The following is a 14,571-nucleotide window of genomic DNA, read 5'->3' as shown; positions in this document are numbered from 1 at the left end:
TCCCTCCTTACTGGTACTGAATAGATGGGTCTGCGGCGGCATAAAGAATGTCCGTCAACAAATTGCCCAGCAGCACAACCACCGCTGAAACCAAACTGACACCCATAATGACTGGATAGTCGCGTGCTGTAATGGCACTCATCGTCATTAAGCCCAGCCCCGGCCACGAAAAGACCTGCTCCACAATCACAGCACCGCCAAACAGCGCCGGTATTTGCATCCCGAAAACGGTAATGACCGGAATCAGTGCATTGCGCAGGGCATGCTTATTAATGACCTTAAACCGTCCGATTCCCTTTGCCCGTGCGGTACGCAGATAGTCCTGCTGCAAAATTTCGAGTACCGCACTGCGAATGTACCGAATATTCGTGCCGGTCATTCCTACCACCAGCACAATGACCGGCAGAACCATATGCTGTACAACATCAAGCACACCGCCCCCTGCGCCAAGCGTTGTCATGCCGCCGGAAGGCAAAACGCTGAATTTTACAGAAAAAAGATAGATGAGGATCAGTGCCAGAAAAAAGCTGGGGATACTGGTTCCGAGAAAAGATAAACCCACAACGGCGTAATCGCCTTTTTTGTACTGATGTGTTGCGCTGTAAATACCCGCAGGTACTGCAATCAGAATACTAATCAGCAGAGAAACGCCCATCAGCAGCAGCGTAGGGCCAATGTGCGAACCAATCATAACGGCAACCGCTTCATGGCTCTTGATGGAGGTACCCATATTCCCTGTTAGTACCTGCCCAAGCCATGTCAAGTACTGCACAACAACCGGCTGATTTAAACCCAGGGCAGCACCCTTTTCAGCCAGCGCCTGCTGTGAAACACGTGCTCCCTGCACCATATCCAGCGGACTGCCCGCAAGGCTCATCAGCGCGTAATCAATAATCGTAATGCCCAGAAGCACCGGCACCGCAATGAGCAGGCGCTTCACAATATATTTCCACATTTTGTTACGCCTCCCCTGCTGCATCAGCCGACGCCTGCACAAACGGGCAGGCGGTCAGGTGCGTGCTGCCTGCCGAAATCGGTGCCAGCTTGATTTCCAACGTCCGGCATTCGGTTTTCGCATAAGGACAGCGTGCAGCAAAGGGACAGCCGCCCTGCCGCTGTGCATCTGCTGTATCTTCTGCAGCTTCCCCCTGCAGAAGCGATACCGGTGTCCGGTCATCCGGGTCTGGGTTCGGCACCGCCGCACACAGCGCCTGCGTATAGGGATGCGCGGGATGATGGAACAGCTCGTCTGCGTCCGCAATTTCCACCAGCTGTCCCAGATACATTACCGCAATCCGATCACTGACATAATGCACCGCACCCAGCCCATGCCCGATAAACAGACAGCTAAGTCCCAACTCTTTCTGCAGGCTGCGCAGCAGATTGAGAATCTGTGCCTGAATGGAAACGTCCAGTGCGCTGACCGGCTCATCACAAACAATGAATTTGGGCCGCAGGGAAAGCGCCTTTGCAATACAAATTCGCTGCCGCTGTCCTCCTGAAAATTCATGTGGAAAGCGTTCCCTGCTGTTTTGCGGCAAACCGACCATTTCCAGCAGACGGCATACTTCTGCGTCCGCCTCTTTGCGGGTAATCAGCTTGTGGTACAGCATCGGTTTTGCTAAAATATCCCCTATCCGCTTACGCGGATTCAGCGAAGAGTAGGAGTCCTGAAACACCATCTGCAGCTGTGTGCGCAGCGGACGCAGTTTCTTTTCCGAAAGGTCGGAAATCTCCTGCCCCTCAAACCAAATATGTCCTGCGGTCGGTTTTTCCAGCGCAACAATCTGCCGTCCAACGGTGGACTTGCCACAGCCGGACTCACCAACCAACCCAAGTGTCGTGCCACGCTCCACCGTGAAACTGACACCATCCACAGCTTTTACCCTGTTGACCGTATGCGTCACAATACCACCGCGGATGGGGTAGTGTTTTTTCAGATTCTCGACCTTTAGGATTGGTGTATCAGCCATCCGCTTCACCGCCTTCCTCAGGTGCGCAGAGGATACAGCGCGCCCAATGATTTTCTCCGGCAGCATACAGTGGCTGCGGCGCCGCACAAGTTTCCTTTGCGTAAGGACAGCGGTCTGCAAAGCGGCATCCGGTAATGTTCTGATATTCCTCCGGTACCGTACCCGGAATGGAGGTCAGCACACGTTCCGGCGGGTCATTAGTGGTCGGTACGGTTTGCAGCAGTGCCTGTGTGTATGGATGCGCAGGCTTGTGAAATAATTCGTGCACCTCGGCTTCTTCCACAATTTGTCCGGCATACATCACCAGCACACGGTCTGCCATCTGTGCCACCAAGCCGATGTCGTGTGTAATTAAAATGACGGACATACCGGATTCTTTCTGGAGTTTCTGCAGCAGCTGCATAATCTGCGCCTGAATCGTCACATCCAGCGCGGTGGTCGGTTCATCCGCAATCAAAAGCTTCGGGCTGCACGCAAGCGCCATAGCAATCATTACACGCTGACGCATGCCGCCGGAAAGCGTAAACGGATATTTTTTCATAAGTGCCTGCGGCTGGGGAAGCCCCACCTTTTCCAGTAAAGAAACTGCTTTTTCCCATGCTTCTTTTTTATCCATCCGAGTGTGGGCACGGATGCTCTCGATCAACTGGTTTCCAATGGTAAACACTGGGTTCAGAGAAGTGAGCGCGTCTTGAAAAATCATGGTCAGTTCACTTCCACGCACAGTATCCAACTCTTTTTCCGAAAACTTCAGCAGGTCACGTCCTTTAAAAAGGATTTTACCGTCCGTAACGCCGCCGTTTGCGGGCAGCAGCCCCATAACCGCAAGGGAAGTGATACTTTTTCCGCAGCCAGATTCCCCAACGATACAGAGGAACTCCCCCTGTTTTACAGAAAAGCTGATGCGGTCCAGCCGCACTGCTTCAGCATCCCCCGCAAAGGTTACTTCCAAATTCTGAACTTCCAACAAATCTGCCAATTACTTTTCCCTTCCGCAAAGCGGTACTGCCGCCTGCACACATCAATCATAAGTTTTGTAAAAAACAAAACGCTGCTTTCCCAGAAAGCAACTAGTGGGCGGGGCGAAGCCCACCGCGACTTTGTTCCTTGCCCGTAAAGCCCTTATCCTAAGAAGCGCTCCCAAGGTCTTAACACTTTGCCAAATGCTTGACCGGCAATTCAGCAATTACAGGCATTGTGCCAAGGCAGTTCTATGCGGTATGGCTTCGCCCCCACACCCCTACCCACTTTCTAAGAAAGTGGGTCAAAGTAATTTTACCGGCGCTGTTCCACTCCAGCAACCTTTCCCTACAAGACAAGAAAGCGGCTAAACAGCCGCTTTCTCTTTTCGCCTGTATTACTGGATTTCCCAGTTCTGAATATTCGTAAATGAACCGTAAACAGTCGGCTCCGCATTTTTCAACCGCTTGCTGACCGCGCCCAATGCACTGATTGCGTAGGTATTAATCATCGGTACATCTTTCTGCACGGTCTGGTTAATGGTAAGATATTGTTTGGTGATTTCTGCCTTGTCGCTTGTCTGCTGGGTTTTGGCAAGCGCTTCATTCACTGTTTTGGAGCTGTAGTTCGTCCAACTGCCCGCACCGCCCAACAGCCAATGTACATCCGGGTACAAATCCACCGGTGCGTACGTGTACTGCACGGCAAGCAGGTCAAATTTTTGCGAACCGGCCGTTGACATCAAGGTTGCCAGGTCCACTGTGCGAATCTCCACATTGATGCCGATCTGCGCCAATTCCTCTTTGATGACGCTGCTGCCGTTAACAAAGGTGCTGTCGCCGGAGTTCACATAGAAAGAAAGTGTTTTGCTGCTGTCCCAGTTTGCCTGCTGTACAAGCTCCTTTGCTTTCGCCGGATTGTAAGCAGTCGGTGTTAGGGATTTATCAAAGTAAGGGCTGGCGGAGGTCAGGAAGCCGTCGTCCACTTCCCCCTTGCCGTTCAGCAGGTTTTTCAGCAGCAGATTGCGGTCAATCGCATACTGAATTGCCTGCCGTACGCGTACATCCGGAATTGTTTTTGTATTCAGGAACAAAGACTGCGTGGTCACTGGGTCTCCGTATTTTGCTGTTACATTGCCCAGCTTCTCGATGTTTTCATAGTCCTCTTGCGGAATGGCCGCCATCGTCTGCTGCACAAAATCAATTTCGCCGGACTGCAGGCCCGCGTACACCTGACTTGCCGCAACGATTTTGATGTTCATCTTGCTGATTTTCGGTGCACCTTTCCAGTATTTCTCATTTGCTTTATAAGAAATATAATGGTTTGTATCCACACTGGTGGCAATGTAAGGACCATCCACCACAGTAGGACTGTTGAACCACCCGTACTTTGCAAGCTTATCCTCTGTAACGCTGCTCAGCACATGTTTCGGTACTGTCAGGATATATCGTGCGTAGCTGTTTTCAAAAGTGGTCAGTGCCATAGACTGCTTCATCGTAAAGGTAAGTGTTTTATCATCAATTACTTTAATGCCGGAAACAGAAGAAGCACCCTTTGCCACAAAGCCGTCCTCACCGGTACCCTCCAGCGCGCTCAGTGACATAGAAGTATTGGCAATCACCGGACTGCACAAACGCAGAACCGTAAACGCAACGTCCTCTGCCGTAACCGGCTTTCCGTCAGACCATGCGGCATTTTTATTCAAGTTGATCGTAAAAGTTTTGTTATCCTTGGTGGTAATCGAATCTGCCAGCGCACTTTCAAACTCCATTTTGCTGTTCAGCTCGACCAACGGCAGAAACATCATGGCTGTTGCATATTTGTTGATTTCCGTTGCATCAATCGTCAAAGGATTAAGGGATCCCAGCGTATCGGTCACGCCAATGTTGACAATATTTTTGTCACCACCTGCAGCAGTTGTGGACGCCGCCGCAGAAGTTTGTGAAGTGCCGCCGCTTCCACAGCCGGCAGCAGCCGCAGCTACAGCTGCAGCTGTAAAAAGGCAGAGCAGTCGTTTTCCCAGTGTCTTTGCAAGCTTCATCAAAATTCCCCCTGTTATTATATGATTGCAGCCGCGTGCCCTTTTCTTGCCGCAAGGCACCGTCCGCTTCGGCGCAAAACATACTTTTCAGTAAATTCGCGTCCGCCTCTTGTCAAAACCATATATTTATGATATGTTTAATAAGGTTTGATGAATAGTATATGTGTTTCCATCCGGTTTGTCAACAACCACACACAAATTTCTTTTTCTTTTCATTATACACCTTTTGAAAACCGTTTTATACAGTTTACCACTTTACTACTGCTTTTAAAACAGAAAATCACAAAAAAGGACGGCGACATACTGTGAAGACCCCCTTATCTTATCAATGCACAGAATATGACTGCGGACCAACCACGCTGCTGAATGCGGTTAGCTTTTTATTTGAACGAAAACAGATTGCGCCGGACCTAATAAAATATATTCATATGTACTGTCTGGATGGTTTTAATCACCGCGGGGAAATTGGCAAAAGCGGTACCAGCTGCATGGCCATGAGTTTTATGGGCAGCTGGCTAAACCAGTACCGACGCATGCGCGACCTGCCGATTCGCTGCGAATCTCTTGCAAGCGATGAAATCCATATCTCTGAAAACAGCCGCATTGTTGGCTGCCTGCAGTGCGGCGGCTGCGCGGTGGTACGTGTGGACCTCGGCGGCGGGCACTATGTGCTGCTGACTGGTGTTGAAGGTGATAAAATTTGCCTCTTTGACCCTTATTATCACGAAAAGCCGTACCGCATCCGCGGTGTCTTAACCGTCACGGATGCACCGGACCGCATGAACCGGAAGGTCAGTTGGGATATTTTAAATAGTGAAGAGAAGCGCTACTACGCCCTTGGTGAACCAGAGCGCCGCGAGTGTATGCTGCTGTACAATACAGAAACCTTTCAGTCAGATAATATGGAATACGTCATTTGAATCCTGCTGCTTTTACTTTTGCACCATGCTGTGCTATACTGTTGAAAAACTTACATATGGCAAGGAGCAAACATGAAACTCAGCACAGAGCGGCTTGAACTGATTGTACTTTCCTCACAGCAGCTGAAACTATTGGCGGAAAATCTTTCTGATCTGGAGAAAGAACTTGACTGTCACTACGCAGCAGAACCACTGGAAGGTATTTTTCTGCAGATTGTAAAGGGTCAGATTGAGCCAACCGCCAAAAATGAAGTCAACTGTGCTTTTCACAGTTTCTGGCTAATCCTGCGTAAATCTGACCGCACGGTAATCGGTTCCGCCGATTTTAAAGATGTGCCTGACAAAGACGGCAAAACGGAAATTGGTTATGGACTTGGCAAAGAATTTGAGCACCACGGCTATATGACAGAAACCGTGCGAGCCATGTGCAAATGGGCACTGGCGCAGGATTCTGTAAAACACATTATTGCAGAAACCGAGCGTGGCAATGCCCCTTCACAGCGTATCCTGCAGCGCTGTGGCTTTACCCTTGCCCGGCAGAAAAAAAGTCTTTGGTGGGAATTATAAAAACAGTGGACAGTCCTCATGCGACTGCCCGCTGTTTTTTTATTGCCTTTTCCTGAAACCTGAATTTTCATTTTCAGGAGTATTTTTTCTGCTTTTTTCACCAAATCAAGAGGATATACTAAGTTCGTATGGTTTAACACTGTTTTTACAAAGCTGTTAGAACTGTAACTTTATTCCGCTTTTTACGTTGACTTTTCTTTCTTCAAATAATTGATCAATTTTACTGATATTCAGCGTTTTCAGACAGTTTTGCGATTTACCTATTGCAATTAGTGGAGAATTTTGTTATATTTATCTTGAATTTATTATTAAAGTTAACGAAAAAGGTCGGATTGCGGAAGAATACACTGTAAAGGAGAGTTGGAGTATGAAAGAATTCACCTATACAATAACCACTCAGGAAGGGCTTCACGCACGTCCTGCCGGCCTGCTGGCAAAAGCTGCATCCGGGTTTCCCTGTTCCATAACGATTGAGAAAAGCGGAAAATCCGCGAATGCAAAGGGAATCTTTTCCCTGCTGAGTATGGCGGTAAAGGAAGGCGAAAGCGTAACGATTGCCTGCAATGGTGAACAAGAAACAGAAGCTGCCGCTTCTCTGCAAAAATTTTGCCAAAATAATTTATAAAAAGCACCTGTATGCGCTTGCATACGGGTGCTTTTACTTGCTGAAAAACTGTAATTGCTGCATTTCAGGAAGCGCTGCCAACATCTTTTCCACCTTTCACAACACTTTCCGGAAGCGTAAGTTCAAGTTGTTTGGCAGTGGCGCTATTGTATATAATGGTGTAATTCTTTTGGTATGCAATCGGTGTCTCTGCCGGCTTTTCTTCACCTTTTAAAATTTTTGCAGCCATGGCGCCCGTCTGTTTTCCCAGTTCCTCATAATCAATTCCAACTGTGAGCAAACCGCCATTCTGCACCATACCGCTTTCCCCGGTAAAAATCGGCAGCTTGGCCTGTACCGCAGCATCCGCGGCAATTTTCATATTTGCCGCCAGCAAAGTGTCATTTGGAATATAAATTGCCTGCACTTTTTCCGCCATTGTCGCCACAGTCTGTGCAATCTCATCCGCAGTGGAAACAGGAAACACCTGATACTGAAGTCCGTTGGACTGGCAGGCAGCTTTTGCCCAGTCTGCCTGCAGCCCAGATGATCCATCATCTGCACCATATAAAATTCCAACTGTGGAGGCATCCGGTACAACCTGTTTTATCAATTTTACCTGTTCATCCACCGGTGCTTTATCGCTGGTTCCAGTTAAATTACCGCCGGGTTTATCATTGCTGTCCACCAGTTTGGCATCTGCCGGATCTGCCACTGCTGTAACTACAACTGGAATATCTGTAACTGTTTTTGCCACTGCCTGTGCCGCCGGTGTGGCAATCGCAAAAATCATATCCGGCTTTTTATCTACCGCTGTACTGACCGCTGTTGTACAGGCAGATGTATCTCCTTGTGCATTCTGCACAGTATAGGAAATATTTTTTCCTTCCTGGAAACCTGCGGCTGCTAATCCCTCCTTAAAGCCTTTTAAAGAAGCATCCAGCGTTGGGTAGGTCATATACTGGACAACACCAACGGTATACTTTTTAATTTCTGAAGACACCGTTGAAACCGCAGACGAATTGTTGGCTGTATTACAGGCGGCCAGCCCTGTCAGCAACGCAGCCGCCAGAAACATCGCAATTCCTTTTCTTATTTTTTTCATCCTAATAACCCTCCAGAACCAATTAAGTCAAGAGCCACTGTAACATGAGAACTGAAAAATGCAAATGTTTAGCATTTTCTTTTCATTGTACACAGGGTTCGAATTGATGTCAAGCGGATAAAATTTTTGCATTTTGTATTCTGACCTTATATAATAGGAAAGAAAACAAATCGTTTTGGAGGCTGCAAAATGACTGTAAAAATTTATATTTATGATACACATGGTGAAGAAGAATCCGCTTGTTCCCTCCAGCCGGAGGCAAACGGAGATGACGACGGTGGTAGGGATTACGTTTTGCCAAAAGGCTACACACTGAAAGACGGACAGTTTTATTCCAATGCCGGCAGCTGCCAGCTTCAGATGCACAATGGTGCCCCCCTGCTGGTAGACAGCGAGCACGAACTTGCCTTTCTGCTGGAACAGGAAAAGAAAATTACGAGCCGCCGGGAACAAGCTGGTTTAACCCGACAGCAGTTAGCCGATAGTGCAGGACTGACCGTATTTGAATTATATCAGCTTGAAAATCACGAAGTGGAACCCGGCAGTGCTGTTTTAGGCAAAATTGCATCGGCACTGCATTGCGAAACGCTGGATTTGATTTAATGCTTGTCACACCCTCAAAAACGTGATATAATAATAAAGCTGTTTTGATATTGTATAAGCTAACAGCTAGTTTGCGCTTGTAGCTCAGTTGGATAGAGCGTTGGACTCCGACTCCAAAGGCCAGAGGTTCGAATCCTCCCAGGCGCACCAAAGAAAGCCCGCATGGTTAAGCCATTTTTGATGGTTTGACTGTGTGGGTTTGTTTTTTAAGTTTTAATAGCGGACATACCCCTGCAAAACCAAACTTGATAATTTCGGCAACACGCATTGAGTCATTTTATTTTAAAACTAAACATCGGCTCACGTTCCTTTTTGCACACGCTCATTTGGCTGCACGCAAAAAATCCAACCGATTTTGGGACAGTAATTGGGACAGTAAATAGAAATGTAATTCATTATTATTTACTTGAAAATACAAAAAGTGGCGCGTACCAATACATATTTTCCTGCTTTTGCGCCACACTACTGCGGAGGTGATTGTAATGCCAAAGGACAGCCAGCCGGACAACAAAACCGCCAGAAAAAAGAAGTGTAACGGGCAGACTCCCATTACGCAGGAAAATCAAAATCAGAACAAAAACACCAAGAAACAATCCACTGAGCACAACGACGTTTAACATTTTGCCGCCTTCGGGCGGCTTTTATTGTTTCTTAAATCCAATTCCATAATTACCCCTAAAAAGTTTTGCATTTTACTTGAATTATTGCTCTTATGTGGTAAAATATAGATATATTAATATTTATTCAGGAGGTACTAACATGAAAAAACTCAAAATTTTCCAAAAATCACTTTGCTTTTTTTGTGCAATGACTATGATTGTGTGTAGCACTGCACCAGCATTTGCTTCCGAACAATCTACAAAACAAATCAGTTTGCAGAATACCAACAATATTGCGTCCAGCTCACATAATTTCATGCGCTGGGGCGATGCGACAATTCGTGCTTACAATAACAGAAATGGATTTTTATCTGACCCAGTTTCCGTAAAAAATAAGTACAGCAGTTGGAGTACTCAGCCCTACTATATCATATCCCGTGATGATTATGTTACATACTCAGCGCAGGGATGTAATGAATGGCACATCTCAATTCCAGTACAAACAATGGACACGCAATATGTTAAAATCAGTGACAAAATAAATACTGGATTACCAGCATTTTTTGAAAGCGATTTACCACTAAACACATATTTCACTGTGGAATTTACAATCCCCTTTGTATCTACGCAATGGCTTTCCATAGACAGAGTTGTAAACGACACCTATTTTACTGGAATGGAAGGGCAAATTACAGTCGGCTAAAAATGCGTAAAGGAGTGTGAAAGATGCTTTCTATAAACACGCAAAACATAAATATTTCTGCTCCTCATTCCTTGGGAACAGTAGCAATAAACCAAAATCAAGAATTTCTCCAATTACTGCTTGGGGAAACAGCTCAAACCGAATCGGTAAAACCAACCACAACATCCGAAGCAGTTCCACCGCAAAGCAGGGCTTCTGCCGCTATGATTGGCGGTGCTTACTTTGATGACAAGATTTTTGCAAAAGACATTGGACATAGATCAAATGACTCGCTGATTGATACCAAAAAGACGCTTAACTGGGCAGCCACCGGTAGCCGTTCCCTTACAGATGCAGAAATTGCAGATTTAAAACAAAAATATGACATCACAAATCTTTCACCGCAGGATTATTATGATATCATGGCTGATTTAACAAACCTAAATGCGATTTCTTCAACCGATGCGGTATCGAAGTTCTGGCGGAAAGCAGACTGGCGTGATTTTCAGGGTATGATGTTTCTGGAAGGACACTGGACTGATAATGCTAACTATCTGGACGATTCACTTTCTGAAAGCGGAAATATGATTCGAATCTTTCAAAAGGGTATCCAATACTATAAAGATGGTCTGTCTTACTTTCAAGCAGCAAACGGCAGTTTTAAGAAATATAATGCGCGTCTGCTGGCAAATGATCCAAAATTGCAGTTGGATTTAATTCAATCCTATAGTGAACACTTGCAGTTCACACAAAGGATGCTTGCTTTATTTCAATCGCTGCAGAGAGAAGATACAAAAATTTCAGCTTAATCAACTTCGCAGAAATGCTTTTAGGAAGGCATTTCTGCTTTTTTATGTCACAAAATTTCACACGAATTTTTGTCACGCATTTTAGAGCAGCCGGTTGTCAAAAAAGAAACAATCGTTTATACTAAAAGCAGTATCTCAGTTACATAGAAGTATAAAATACAGGAGGCGTTTCCCTTTGCAGCAGTCCTACAAGCGCACACTTTTTGCAAGCTACACAGGATATATTACACAGGCAATCGTCAACAATTTGGCACCGCTGCTTTTCATCGTTTTTCAAACACAGTTTTCGATTTCTTTACAGGAAATCAGCCTTTTGGTTTCGTTTAATTTCTGTATCCAAATGCTGGTTGACTTTTTGTCCGCAAAATTTGTAGACCGTATCGGCTACAAGCCCTGCATCCTTGCGGCACACGTTTTCACTGCGGCAGGATTGATTGGGCTGGGAACTTTTCCGTTTTTGTTCCCCTCCCCCTATGCTGGTCTGCTGGCCTGCACCGCACTGTACGCGCTGGGCGGCGGGCTAATTGAAGTCTTGATCAGTCCGATTGTGGAAGCACTGCCGACAAAAGAAAAATCAACCGCTATGAGCATGCTGCATTCCTTTTACTGCTGGGGACAGGTTGGTGTTGTCCTGCTTTCCACCCTCTATTTCAGCAAAGTGGGCATTGCAAACTGGCGTTTTCTGCCGCTTGTGTGGTCGTTGGTTCCGATTTTTAATATTTATTTGTTTGCAGGTGCACCGGTAAAGCCTCCGGTGGAAAGTCATGAGGCGATGTCCTGGCACGATCTTGTTTCAACTAAGATTTTTTGGATCTTCGTTTTGCTCATGATTTGTGCGGGCGCTTCCGAGCTGGCAATGAGCCAGTGGGCATCGCTTTTTGCCGAAGAAGGACTGGGGGTCAGCAAAACAATCGGTGATTTACTTGGGCCATGCCTGTTTGCAGTATTAATGGGAATTTCCCGCACATTCTACGGAAAATTCGGTGAGAAAATTGATTTGAAAAAATTCATGACCATCAGCGGAGTGCTCTGCATCGCAAGTTATTTGCTGGCAGTTTTTGCACCGCTCCCTCTGCTGTCCTTGGCGGGCTGCGCACTCTGCGGCCTCGCTGTTGGCATTCTGTGGCCAGGCACCTTCAGCCTTGCCGCACATCACTGCCCGCAGGGCGGCACCGCCATGTTTGCTTTCTTTGCGCTGGCCGGTGACGTCGGCTGCACCGCAGGTCCTGCAGTTGTCGGCACGGTTGCCGCGGCTGCCAGCGGCAAACTGCAGTTTGGGCTGCTGGCAGCGATTGTGTTTCCGTTGATTCTGCTGGTCGGTCTGCGGGCACTGCGCGGCATCAAAAAATCCGCATCATGAAATATGGAGAAAGGCATTATTATGAAAACAGTTACAGTTGCACAAATGAAACAAATCGAACACAACGCCGCTCAAAGTGGTCTTTCATACACACAAATGATGGAAAATGCCGGAACGGAAGCCGCCGGATTCCTCACTGCTCTGCAGCCCAGTGTTCACACGATAACGATATTTGCGGGAAAAGGCAACAATGCCGGGGATGGTTTTGTTGCGGCACGTCTGCTCAAAGCTGCCGGATGCAATGTTACGATTGTGCTGTCAGACGGTGTTGTACAAACGCCTGACGCACGTCTGAATCTTGAAAAGGCAAAAGCTTGCGGTATTCTGGTTCTCGATTTTGCAGAAGAAACCGCATGCATTGCAGAACATTTGAAAAGCGGTACCTTTATTATTGATGCAATTTACGGGACCGGCTTTCACGGCATTCTGCGGCCAAATATGCGGCTGATCACCAAACTTATCAATTCCAGCGACTGTCCTGTTCTCTCTCTGGACATTCCAAGCGGTGTTAACGCGGACTCCGGTGAAGCTGACCCGGATGCCATCCGTGCAGCATGGACGATTGTATTTGACTCACTAAAACCCGCACACACTTTGGACAGTTCCGCACTGTTCTGTGGAAAAATCGTCCCGGTTGATATTGGCATTCCGGAAAAGTGTCACGAAATTTCTGAATAATTTTTTGAAAACATAATCTGCAAAATTTTTCCTACAAACAATAAAGATACCTCTTTCCTGCAGTGGATAACCGCCGTGCGGATGTACACACTAAATTTGTCTTTACCTGTCGAATCGTTCATAAAATGCGCTGAAATGCGTGGCTTATGACACCGTCAGGGAAGGCAAATTTTCTTTTTATGCGGGGTGTTTTTATGGAACCACTCAGAGATTTACCTCTTGGTTTCGGCATGGCATTATTTGAAAACGAAAGAGCTGCACAAAACTTTGAAGCAATGGATCACATTGCCCAGCAGACTGTGCTGCAGGAAGCCCGCGCTGTTCGTTCCAAAAATGACATGCGCGCACTTGTGCGCCGGATTGGAGGAGAGGCAGATGGCTGAAGCACCTGCACCCGGCCGCGGACAGCATTTGTGCCTTACCGACCTTTTGGACCAGGACACTTCCAGTTACGAATTCTTTTATTCGCAGCCGGATGCCGTTCAGCAAAAAATAAGGGAAGCAGATCCGTCTTCCTTTGAAGAAATGCAGGACACGGTTGCTGCTTTCTCTTAATGCACAAAAAACGGCACCGAAAAGCGGAAACGCTTTCGGTGCCGTTTTTAATTATAAAAATCAGATGGAAATCTGCAGAGCAATATCATACAGCTTCTTGTCGAAGACGCGCTGCATGCTCAATGCCTCTGTGATGTCAAGGTCAACAATCTTGCCGCCGCGCATAATCACAACGCGGTTGCTGCTGCCTGCTTCCAGCAGTTCCACTGCACGATAGCCCATTTCGCTGGCAACAACGCGGTCACGCAGAGTCGGGGAACCACCACGCTGTACATGGCCCAAAATGGTAGCACGAGTTTCGATGCCGGTTGTTTCCTGAATCTTCTTTGCCAACTCGGTTGTGCCGCCAACACCTTCTGCAACCATAATAATGAAGTGCTGTTTACCGCTCTTCTGCGCAAAACGCATACGGTCGATAATATCTTTCTGGAAGTCCCACTCGACTTCAGGAACGAGAATAGAAGTTGCACCAACTGCAACACCAACCTGCAGTGCCAAATCACCGCAGCGGCGGCCCATCACTTCTACCACACTGCAGCGGTCATGGGACTCGGCAGTGTCGCGGATGCGGTCAATCATCTCAACTGCGGTATTCATAGCTGTATCGAAACCAATGGTATATTCGCTGGAAGCAATATCATTGTCAATCGTACCTGGCAGACCAATGCAGGGTACACCTGCGCCGGTCAGGTCGCGTGCACCACGGAAGGAGCCGTCGCCGCCGATTACAACGATACCGACCACATTCAGCTTCTTGCAGGCCTCAGCCGCCTTCTGCACACCCGCCGGCGTGTTGAATTCTGGGCTGCGGGCAGTGTAGAGAACGGTGCCGCCGCGGCCGATGATATCGGAAACACTGCGCAGGTTCATTTCTTCTACATCCCCGGAAAGCAAGCCGTTGTAACCGCGGCGAACCCCCAAAACTCCAAATCCCTTCGAAATGCCAGCGCGCACTACTGCGCGGACAGCCGCGTTCATGCCAGGAGCGTCACCGCCGCTGGTCAAAACAGCAATGGACTTTGCACTCATTTCAAAAACCTCCAATTCAAGCATTAACCAATCTACAGGAACTGTCGAAAATCGACAGGATTCCTTATCATTCAAAACACTTTCAT

17 protein-coding genes and 1 tRNA gene are annotated in these 14,571 nt (G+C 47.3%); 12 read left to right on the top strand and 6 right to left on the bottom strand.

Annotated features, from left to right (window positions below; translation table 11 throughout):
- Window positions 1-7 precede the first annotated feature (7 nt).
- The 4 genes from H6X83_RS03760 to H6X83_RS03745 all read right to left on the bottom strand — a co-directional run bounded on the left by H6X83_RS03760 (window position 8) and on the right by H6X83_RS03745 (window position 4,974).
- Window positions 8-955: an ABC transporter permease gene (locus H6X83_RS03760; protein WP_212507825.1), complete on the bottom strand. Its 948-nt coding sequence runs from the start codon at window positions 953-955 to the stop codon at window positions 8-10.
- 4 nt (window positions 956-959) lie between these two features.
- Window positions 960-1,973 carry an ABC transporter ATP-binding protein gene (locus tag H6X83_RS03755; RefSeq protein WP_212507824.1) on the bottom strand — a complete coding sequence of 338 codons (1,014 nt, stop codon included), beginning with the start codon at window positions 1,971-1,973 and terminating at the stop codon, window positions 960-962.
- Window positions 1,966-2,952, bottom strand: a complete 987-nt coding sequence (locus H6X83_RS03750; protein WP_212507823.1) for an ABC transporter ATP-binding protein — start codon at window positions 2,950-2,952, stop codon at window positions 1,966-1,968. Before H6X83_RS03750 ends, H6X83_RS03755 begins: the two co-directional genes overlap by 8 nt.
- A gap of 378 nt (window positions 2,953-3,330) precedes the next feature.
- The gene (locus tag H6X83_RS03745) at window positions 3,331-4,974 is read right to left on the bottom strand and encodes an ABC transporter substrate-binding protein (protein ID WP_212507822.1); all 1,644 of its coding nucleotides are present in this window, start codon (window positions 4,972-4,974) and stop codon (window positions 3,331-3,333) included.
- Between the two features lie 305 nt (window positions 4,975-5,279).
- On the opposite strand from H6X83_RS03745, the gene H6X83_RS03740 reads away from it, so the two are divergent.
- From H6X83_RS03740 to H6X83_RS03730, 3 genes are all read left to right on the top strand, one after another.
- A complete protein-coding gene (locus tag H6X83_RS03740) occupies window positions 5,280-5,894 on the top strand; it encodes a peptidase C39 (protein WP_212507821.1) in 615 nt (204 codons plus the stop codon).
- 72 nt (window positions 5,895-5,966) lie between these two features.
- Window positions 5,967-6,461 carry a GNAT family N-acetyltransferase gene (locus H6X83_RS03735; protein ID WP_212507820.1) on the top strand — a complete coding sequence of 165 codons (495 nt, stop codon included), beginning with the start codon at window positions 5,967-5,969 and terminating at the stop codon, window positions 6,459-6,461.
- Window positions 6,462-6,828: 367 nt separating this feature from the next.
- Window positions 6,829-7,086 (top strand): HPr family phosphocarrier protein, encoded by a 258-nt coding sequence (locus H6X83_RS03730; protein WP_212507819.1) that lies wholly within the window; start codon window positions 6,829-6,831, stop codon window positions 7,084-7,086.
- A 64-nt stretch (window positions 7,087-7,150) separates the two neighbouring features.
- Here H6X83_RS03730 and H6X83_RS03725 read toward each other — a convergent pair whose 3' ends face one another.
- Complete coding sequence (locus H6X83_RS03725) at window positions 7,151-8,170, bottom strand: ABC transporter substrate-binding protein (protein WP_212507818.1); 1,020 nt, start codon at window positions 8,168-8,170, stop codon at window positions 7,151-7,153.
- A gap of 189 nt (window positions 8,171-8,359) precedes the next feature.
- On the opposite strand from H6X83_RS03725, the gene H6X83_RS03720 reads away from it, so the two are divergent.
- The 9 genes from H6X83_RS03720 to H6X83_RS03685 all read left to right on the top strand — a co-directional run bounded on the left by H6X83_RS03720 (window position 8,360) and on the right by H6X83_RS03685 (window position 13,456).
- Window positions 8,360-8,773: a helix-turn-helix domain-containing protein gene (locus H6X83_RS03720; RefSeq protein ID WP_212507817.1), complete on the top strand. Its 414-nt coding sequence runs from the start codon at window positions 8,360-8,362 to the stop codon at window positions 8,771-8,773.
- 73 nt (window positions 8,774-8,846) lie between these two features.
- Window positions 8,847-8,923 (top strand) — tRNA-Arg (locus H6X83_RS03715).
- Between the two features lie 332 nt (window positions 8,924-9,255).
- Window positions 9,256-9,390, top strand: coding sequence for a hypothetical protein (locus H6X83_RS14670; RefSeq protein WP_281391050.1), 135 nt, complete (start codon window positions 9,256-9,258; stop codon window positions 9,388-9,390).
- A gap of 142 nt (window positions 9,391-9,532) precedes the next feature.
- Window positions 9,533-10,075 (top strand): hypothetical protein, encoded by a 543-nt coding sequence (locus tag H6X83_RS03710; RefSeq protein ID WP_212507816.1) that lies wholly within the window; start codon window positions 9,533-9,535, stop codon window positions 10,073-10,075.
- A gap of 23 nt (window positions 10,076-10,098) precedes the next feature.
- Window positions 10,099-10,863 (top strand): hypothetical protein, encoded by a 765-nt coding sequence (locus H6X83_RS03705; RefSeq protein ID WP_212507815.1) that lies wholly within the window; start codon window positions 10,099-10,101, stop codon window positions 10,861-10,863.
- A gap of 175 nt (window positions 10,864-11,038) precedes the next feature.
- The gene (locus tag H6X83_RS03700; protein ID WP_212507814.1) at window positions 11,039-12,223 is read left to right on the top strand and encodes an MFS transporter; all 1,185 of its coding nucleotides are present in this window, start codon (window positions 11,039-11,041) and stop codon (window positions 12,221-12,223) included.
- 21 nt (window positions 12,224-12,244) lie between these two features.
- Entirely contained in the window at window positions 12,245-12,901 is a 657-nt protein-coding gene (locus tag H6X83_RS03695) for an NAD(P)H-hydrate epimerase (RefSeq protein ID WP_212507813.1), read from the top strand.
- 194 nt (window positions 12,902-13,095) lie between these two features.
- Window positions 13,096-13,284: a hypothetical protein gene (locus H6X83_RS03690; RefSeq protein WP_212507812.1), complete on the top strand. Its 189-nt coding sequence runs from the start codon at window positions 13,096-13,098 to the stop codon at window positions 13,282-13,284.
- Window positions 13,277-13,456 carry a hypothetical protein gene (locus tag H6X83_RS03685; protein ID WP_212507811.1) on the top strand — a complete coding sequence of 60 codons (180 nt, stop codon included), beginning with the start codon at window positions 13,277-13,279 and terminating at the stop codon, window positions 13,454-13,456. The genes H6X83_RS03690 and H6X83_RS03685 overlap by 8 nt, the downstream gene beginning before the upstream one ends.
- A 60-nt stretch (window positions 13,457-13,516) precedes the next feature.
- Here the strand turns inward: H6X83_RS03685 and pfkA are convergent, their stop codons facing one another.
- Entirely contained in the window at window positions 13,517-14,485 is a 969-nt protein-coding gene (pfkA, locus tag H6X83_RS03680; RefSeq protein WP_212507810.1) for a 6-phosphofructokinase, read from the bottom strand.
- Window positions 14,486-14,571 lie beyond the last annotated feature (86 nt).

This window comes from Caproicibacterium amylolyticum (assembly GCF_014467055.1).
Taxonomy (GTDB): Bacteria; Bacillota; Clostridia; order Oscillospirales; family Acutalibacteraceae; genus Caproicibacterium; species Caproicibacterium amylolyticum.
The sequence above is the reverse complement of the archived record's forward strand: the minus strand, read 5'-3'. Positions and strand labels throughout refer to the sequence as shown.

Excerpts from the sequence above, each read along its gene's own strand:
- H6X83_RS03725 (WP_212507818.1), bottom strand. The coding sequence starts at position 8,170 with ATGAAAAAAATAAGAAAAGGAATTGCGATGTTTCTGGCGGCTGCGTTG.
- H6X83_RS14670 (WP_281391050.1), top strand. The coding sequence starts at position 9,256 with ATGCCAAAGGACAGCCAGCCGGACAACAAAACCGCCAGAAAAAAGAAG.
- H6X83_RS03705 (WP_212507815.1), top strand. The coding sequence starts at position 10,099 with ATGCTTTCTATAAACACGCAAAACATAAATATTTCTGCTCCTCATTCC.
- pfkA (WP_212507810.1), bottom strand. The coding sequence starts at position 14,485 with ATGAGTGCAAAGTCCATTGCTGTTTTGACCAGCGGCGGTGACGCTCCT.
- H6X83_RS03695 (WP_212507813.1), top strand. The coding sequence starts at position 12,245 with ATGAAAACAGTTACAGTTGCACAAATGAAACAAATCGAACACAACGCC.
- H6X83_RS03710 (WP_212507816.1), top strand. The coding sequence starts at position 9,533 with ATGAAAAAACTCAAAATTTTCCAAAAATCACTTTGCTTTTTTTGTGCA.
- H6X83_RS03745 (WP_212507822.1), bottom strand. The coding sequence starts at position 4,974 with ATGAAGCTTGCAAAGACACTGGGAAAACGACTGCTCTGCCTTTTTACA.
- H6X83_RS03760 (WP_212507825.1), bottom strand. The coding sequence starts at position 955 with ATGTGGAAATATATTGTGAAGCGCCTGCTCATTGCGGTGCCGGTGCTT.
- H6X83_RS03720 (WP_212507817.1), top strand. The coding sequence starts at position 8,360 with ATGACTGTAAAAATTTATATTTATGATACACATGGTGAAGAAGAATCC.
- H6X83_RS03755 (WP_212507824.1), bottom strand. The coding sequence starts at position 1,973 with ATGGCTGATACACCAATCCTAAAGGTCGAGAATCTGAAAAAACACTAC.
- H6X83_RS03690 (WP_212507812.1), top strand. The coding sequence starts at position 13,096 with ATGGAACCACTCAGAGATTTACCTCTTGGTTTCGGCATGGCATTATTT.
- H6X83_RS03735 (WP_212507820.1), top strand. The coding sequence starts at position 5,967 with ATGAAACTCAGCACAGAGCGGCTTGAACTGATTGTACTTTCCTCACAG.
- H6X83_RS03685 (WP_212507811.1), top strand. The coding sequence starts at position 13,277 with ATGGCTGAAGCACCTGCACCCGGCCGCGGACAGCATTTGTGCCTTACC.
- H6X83_RS03730 (WP_212507819.1), top strand. The coding sequence starts at position 6,829 with ATGAAAGAATTCACCTATACAATAACCACTCAGGAAGGGCTTCACGCA.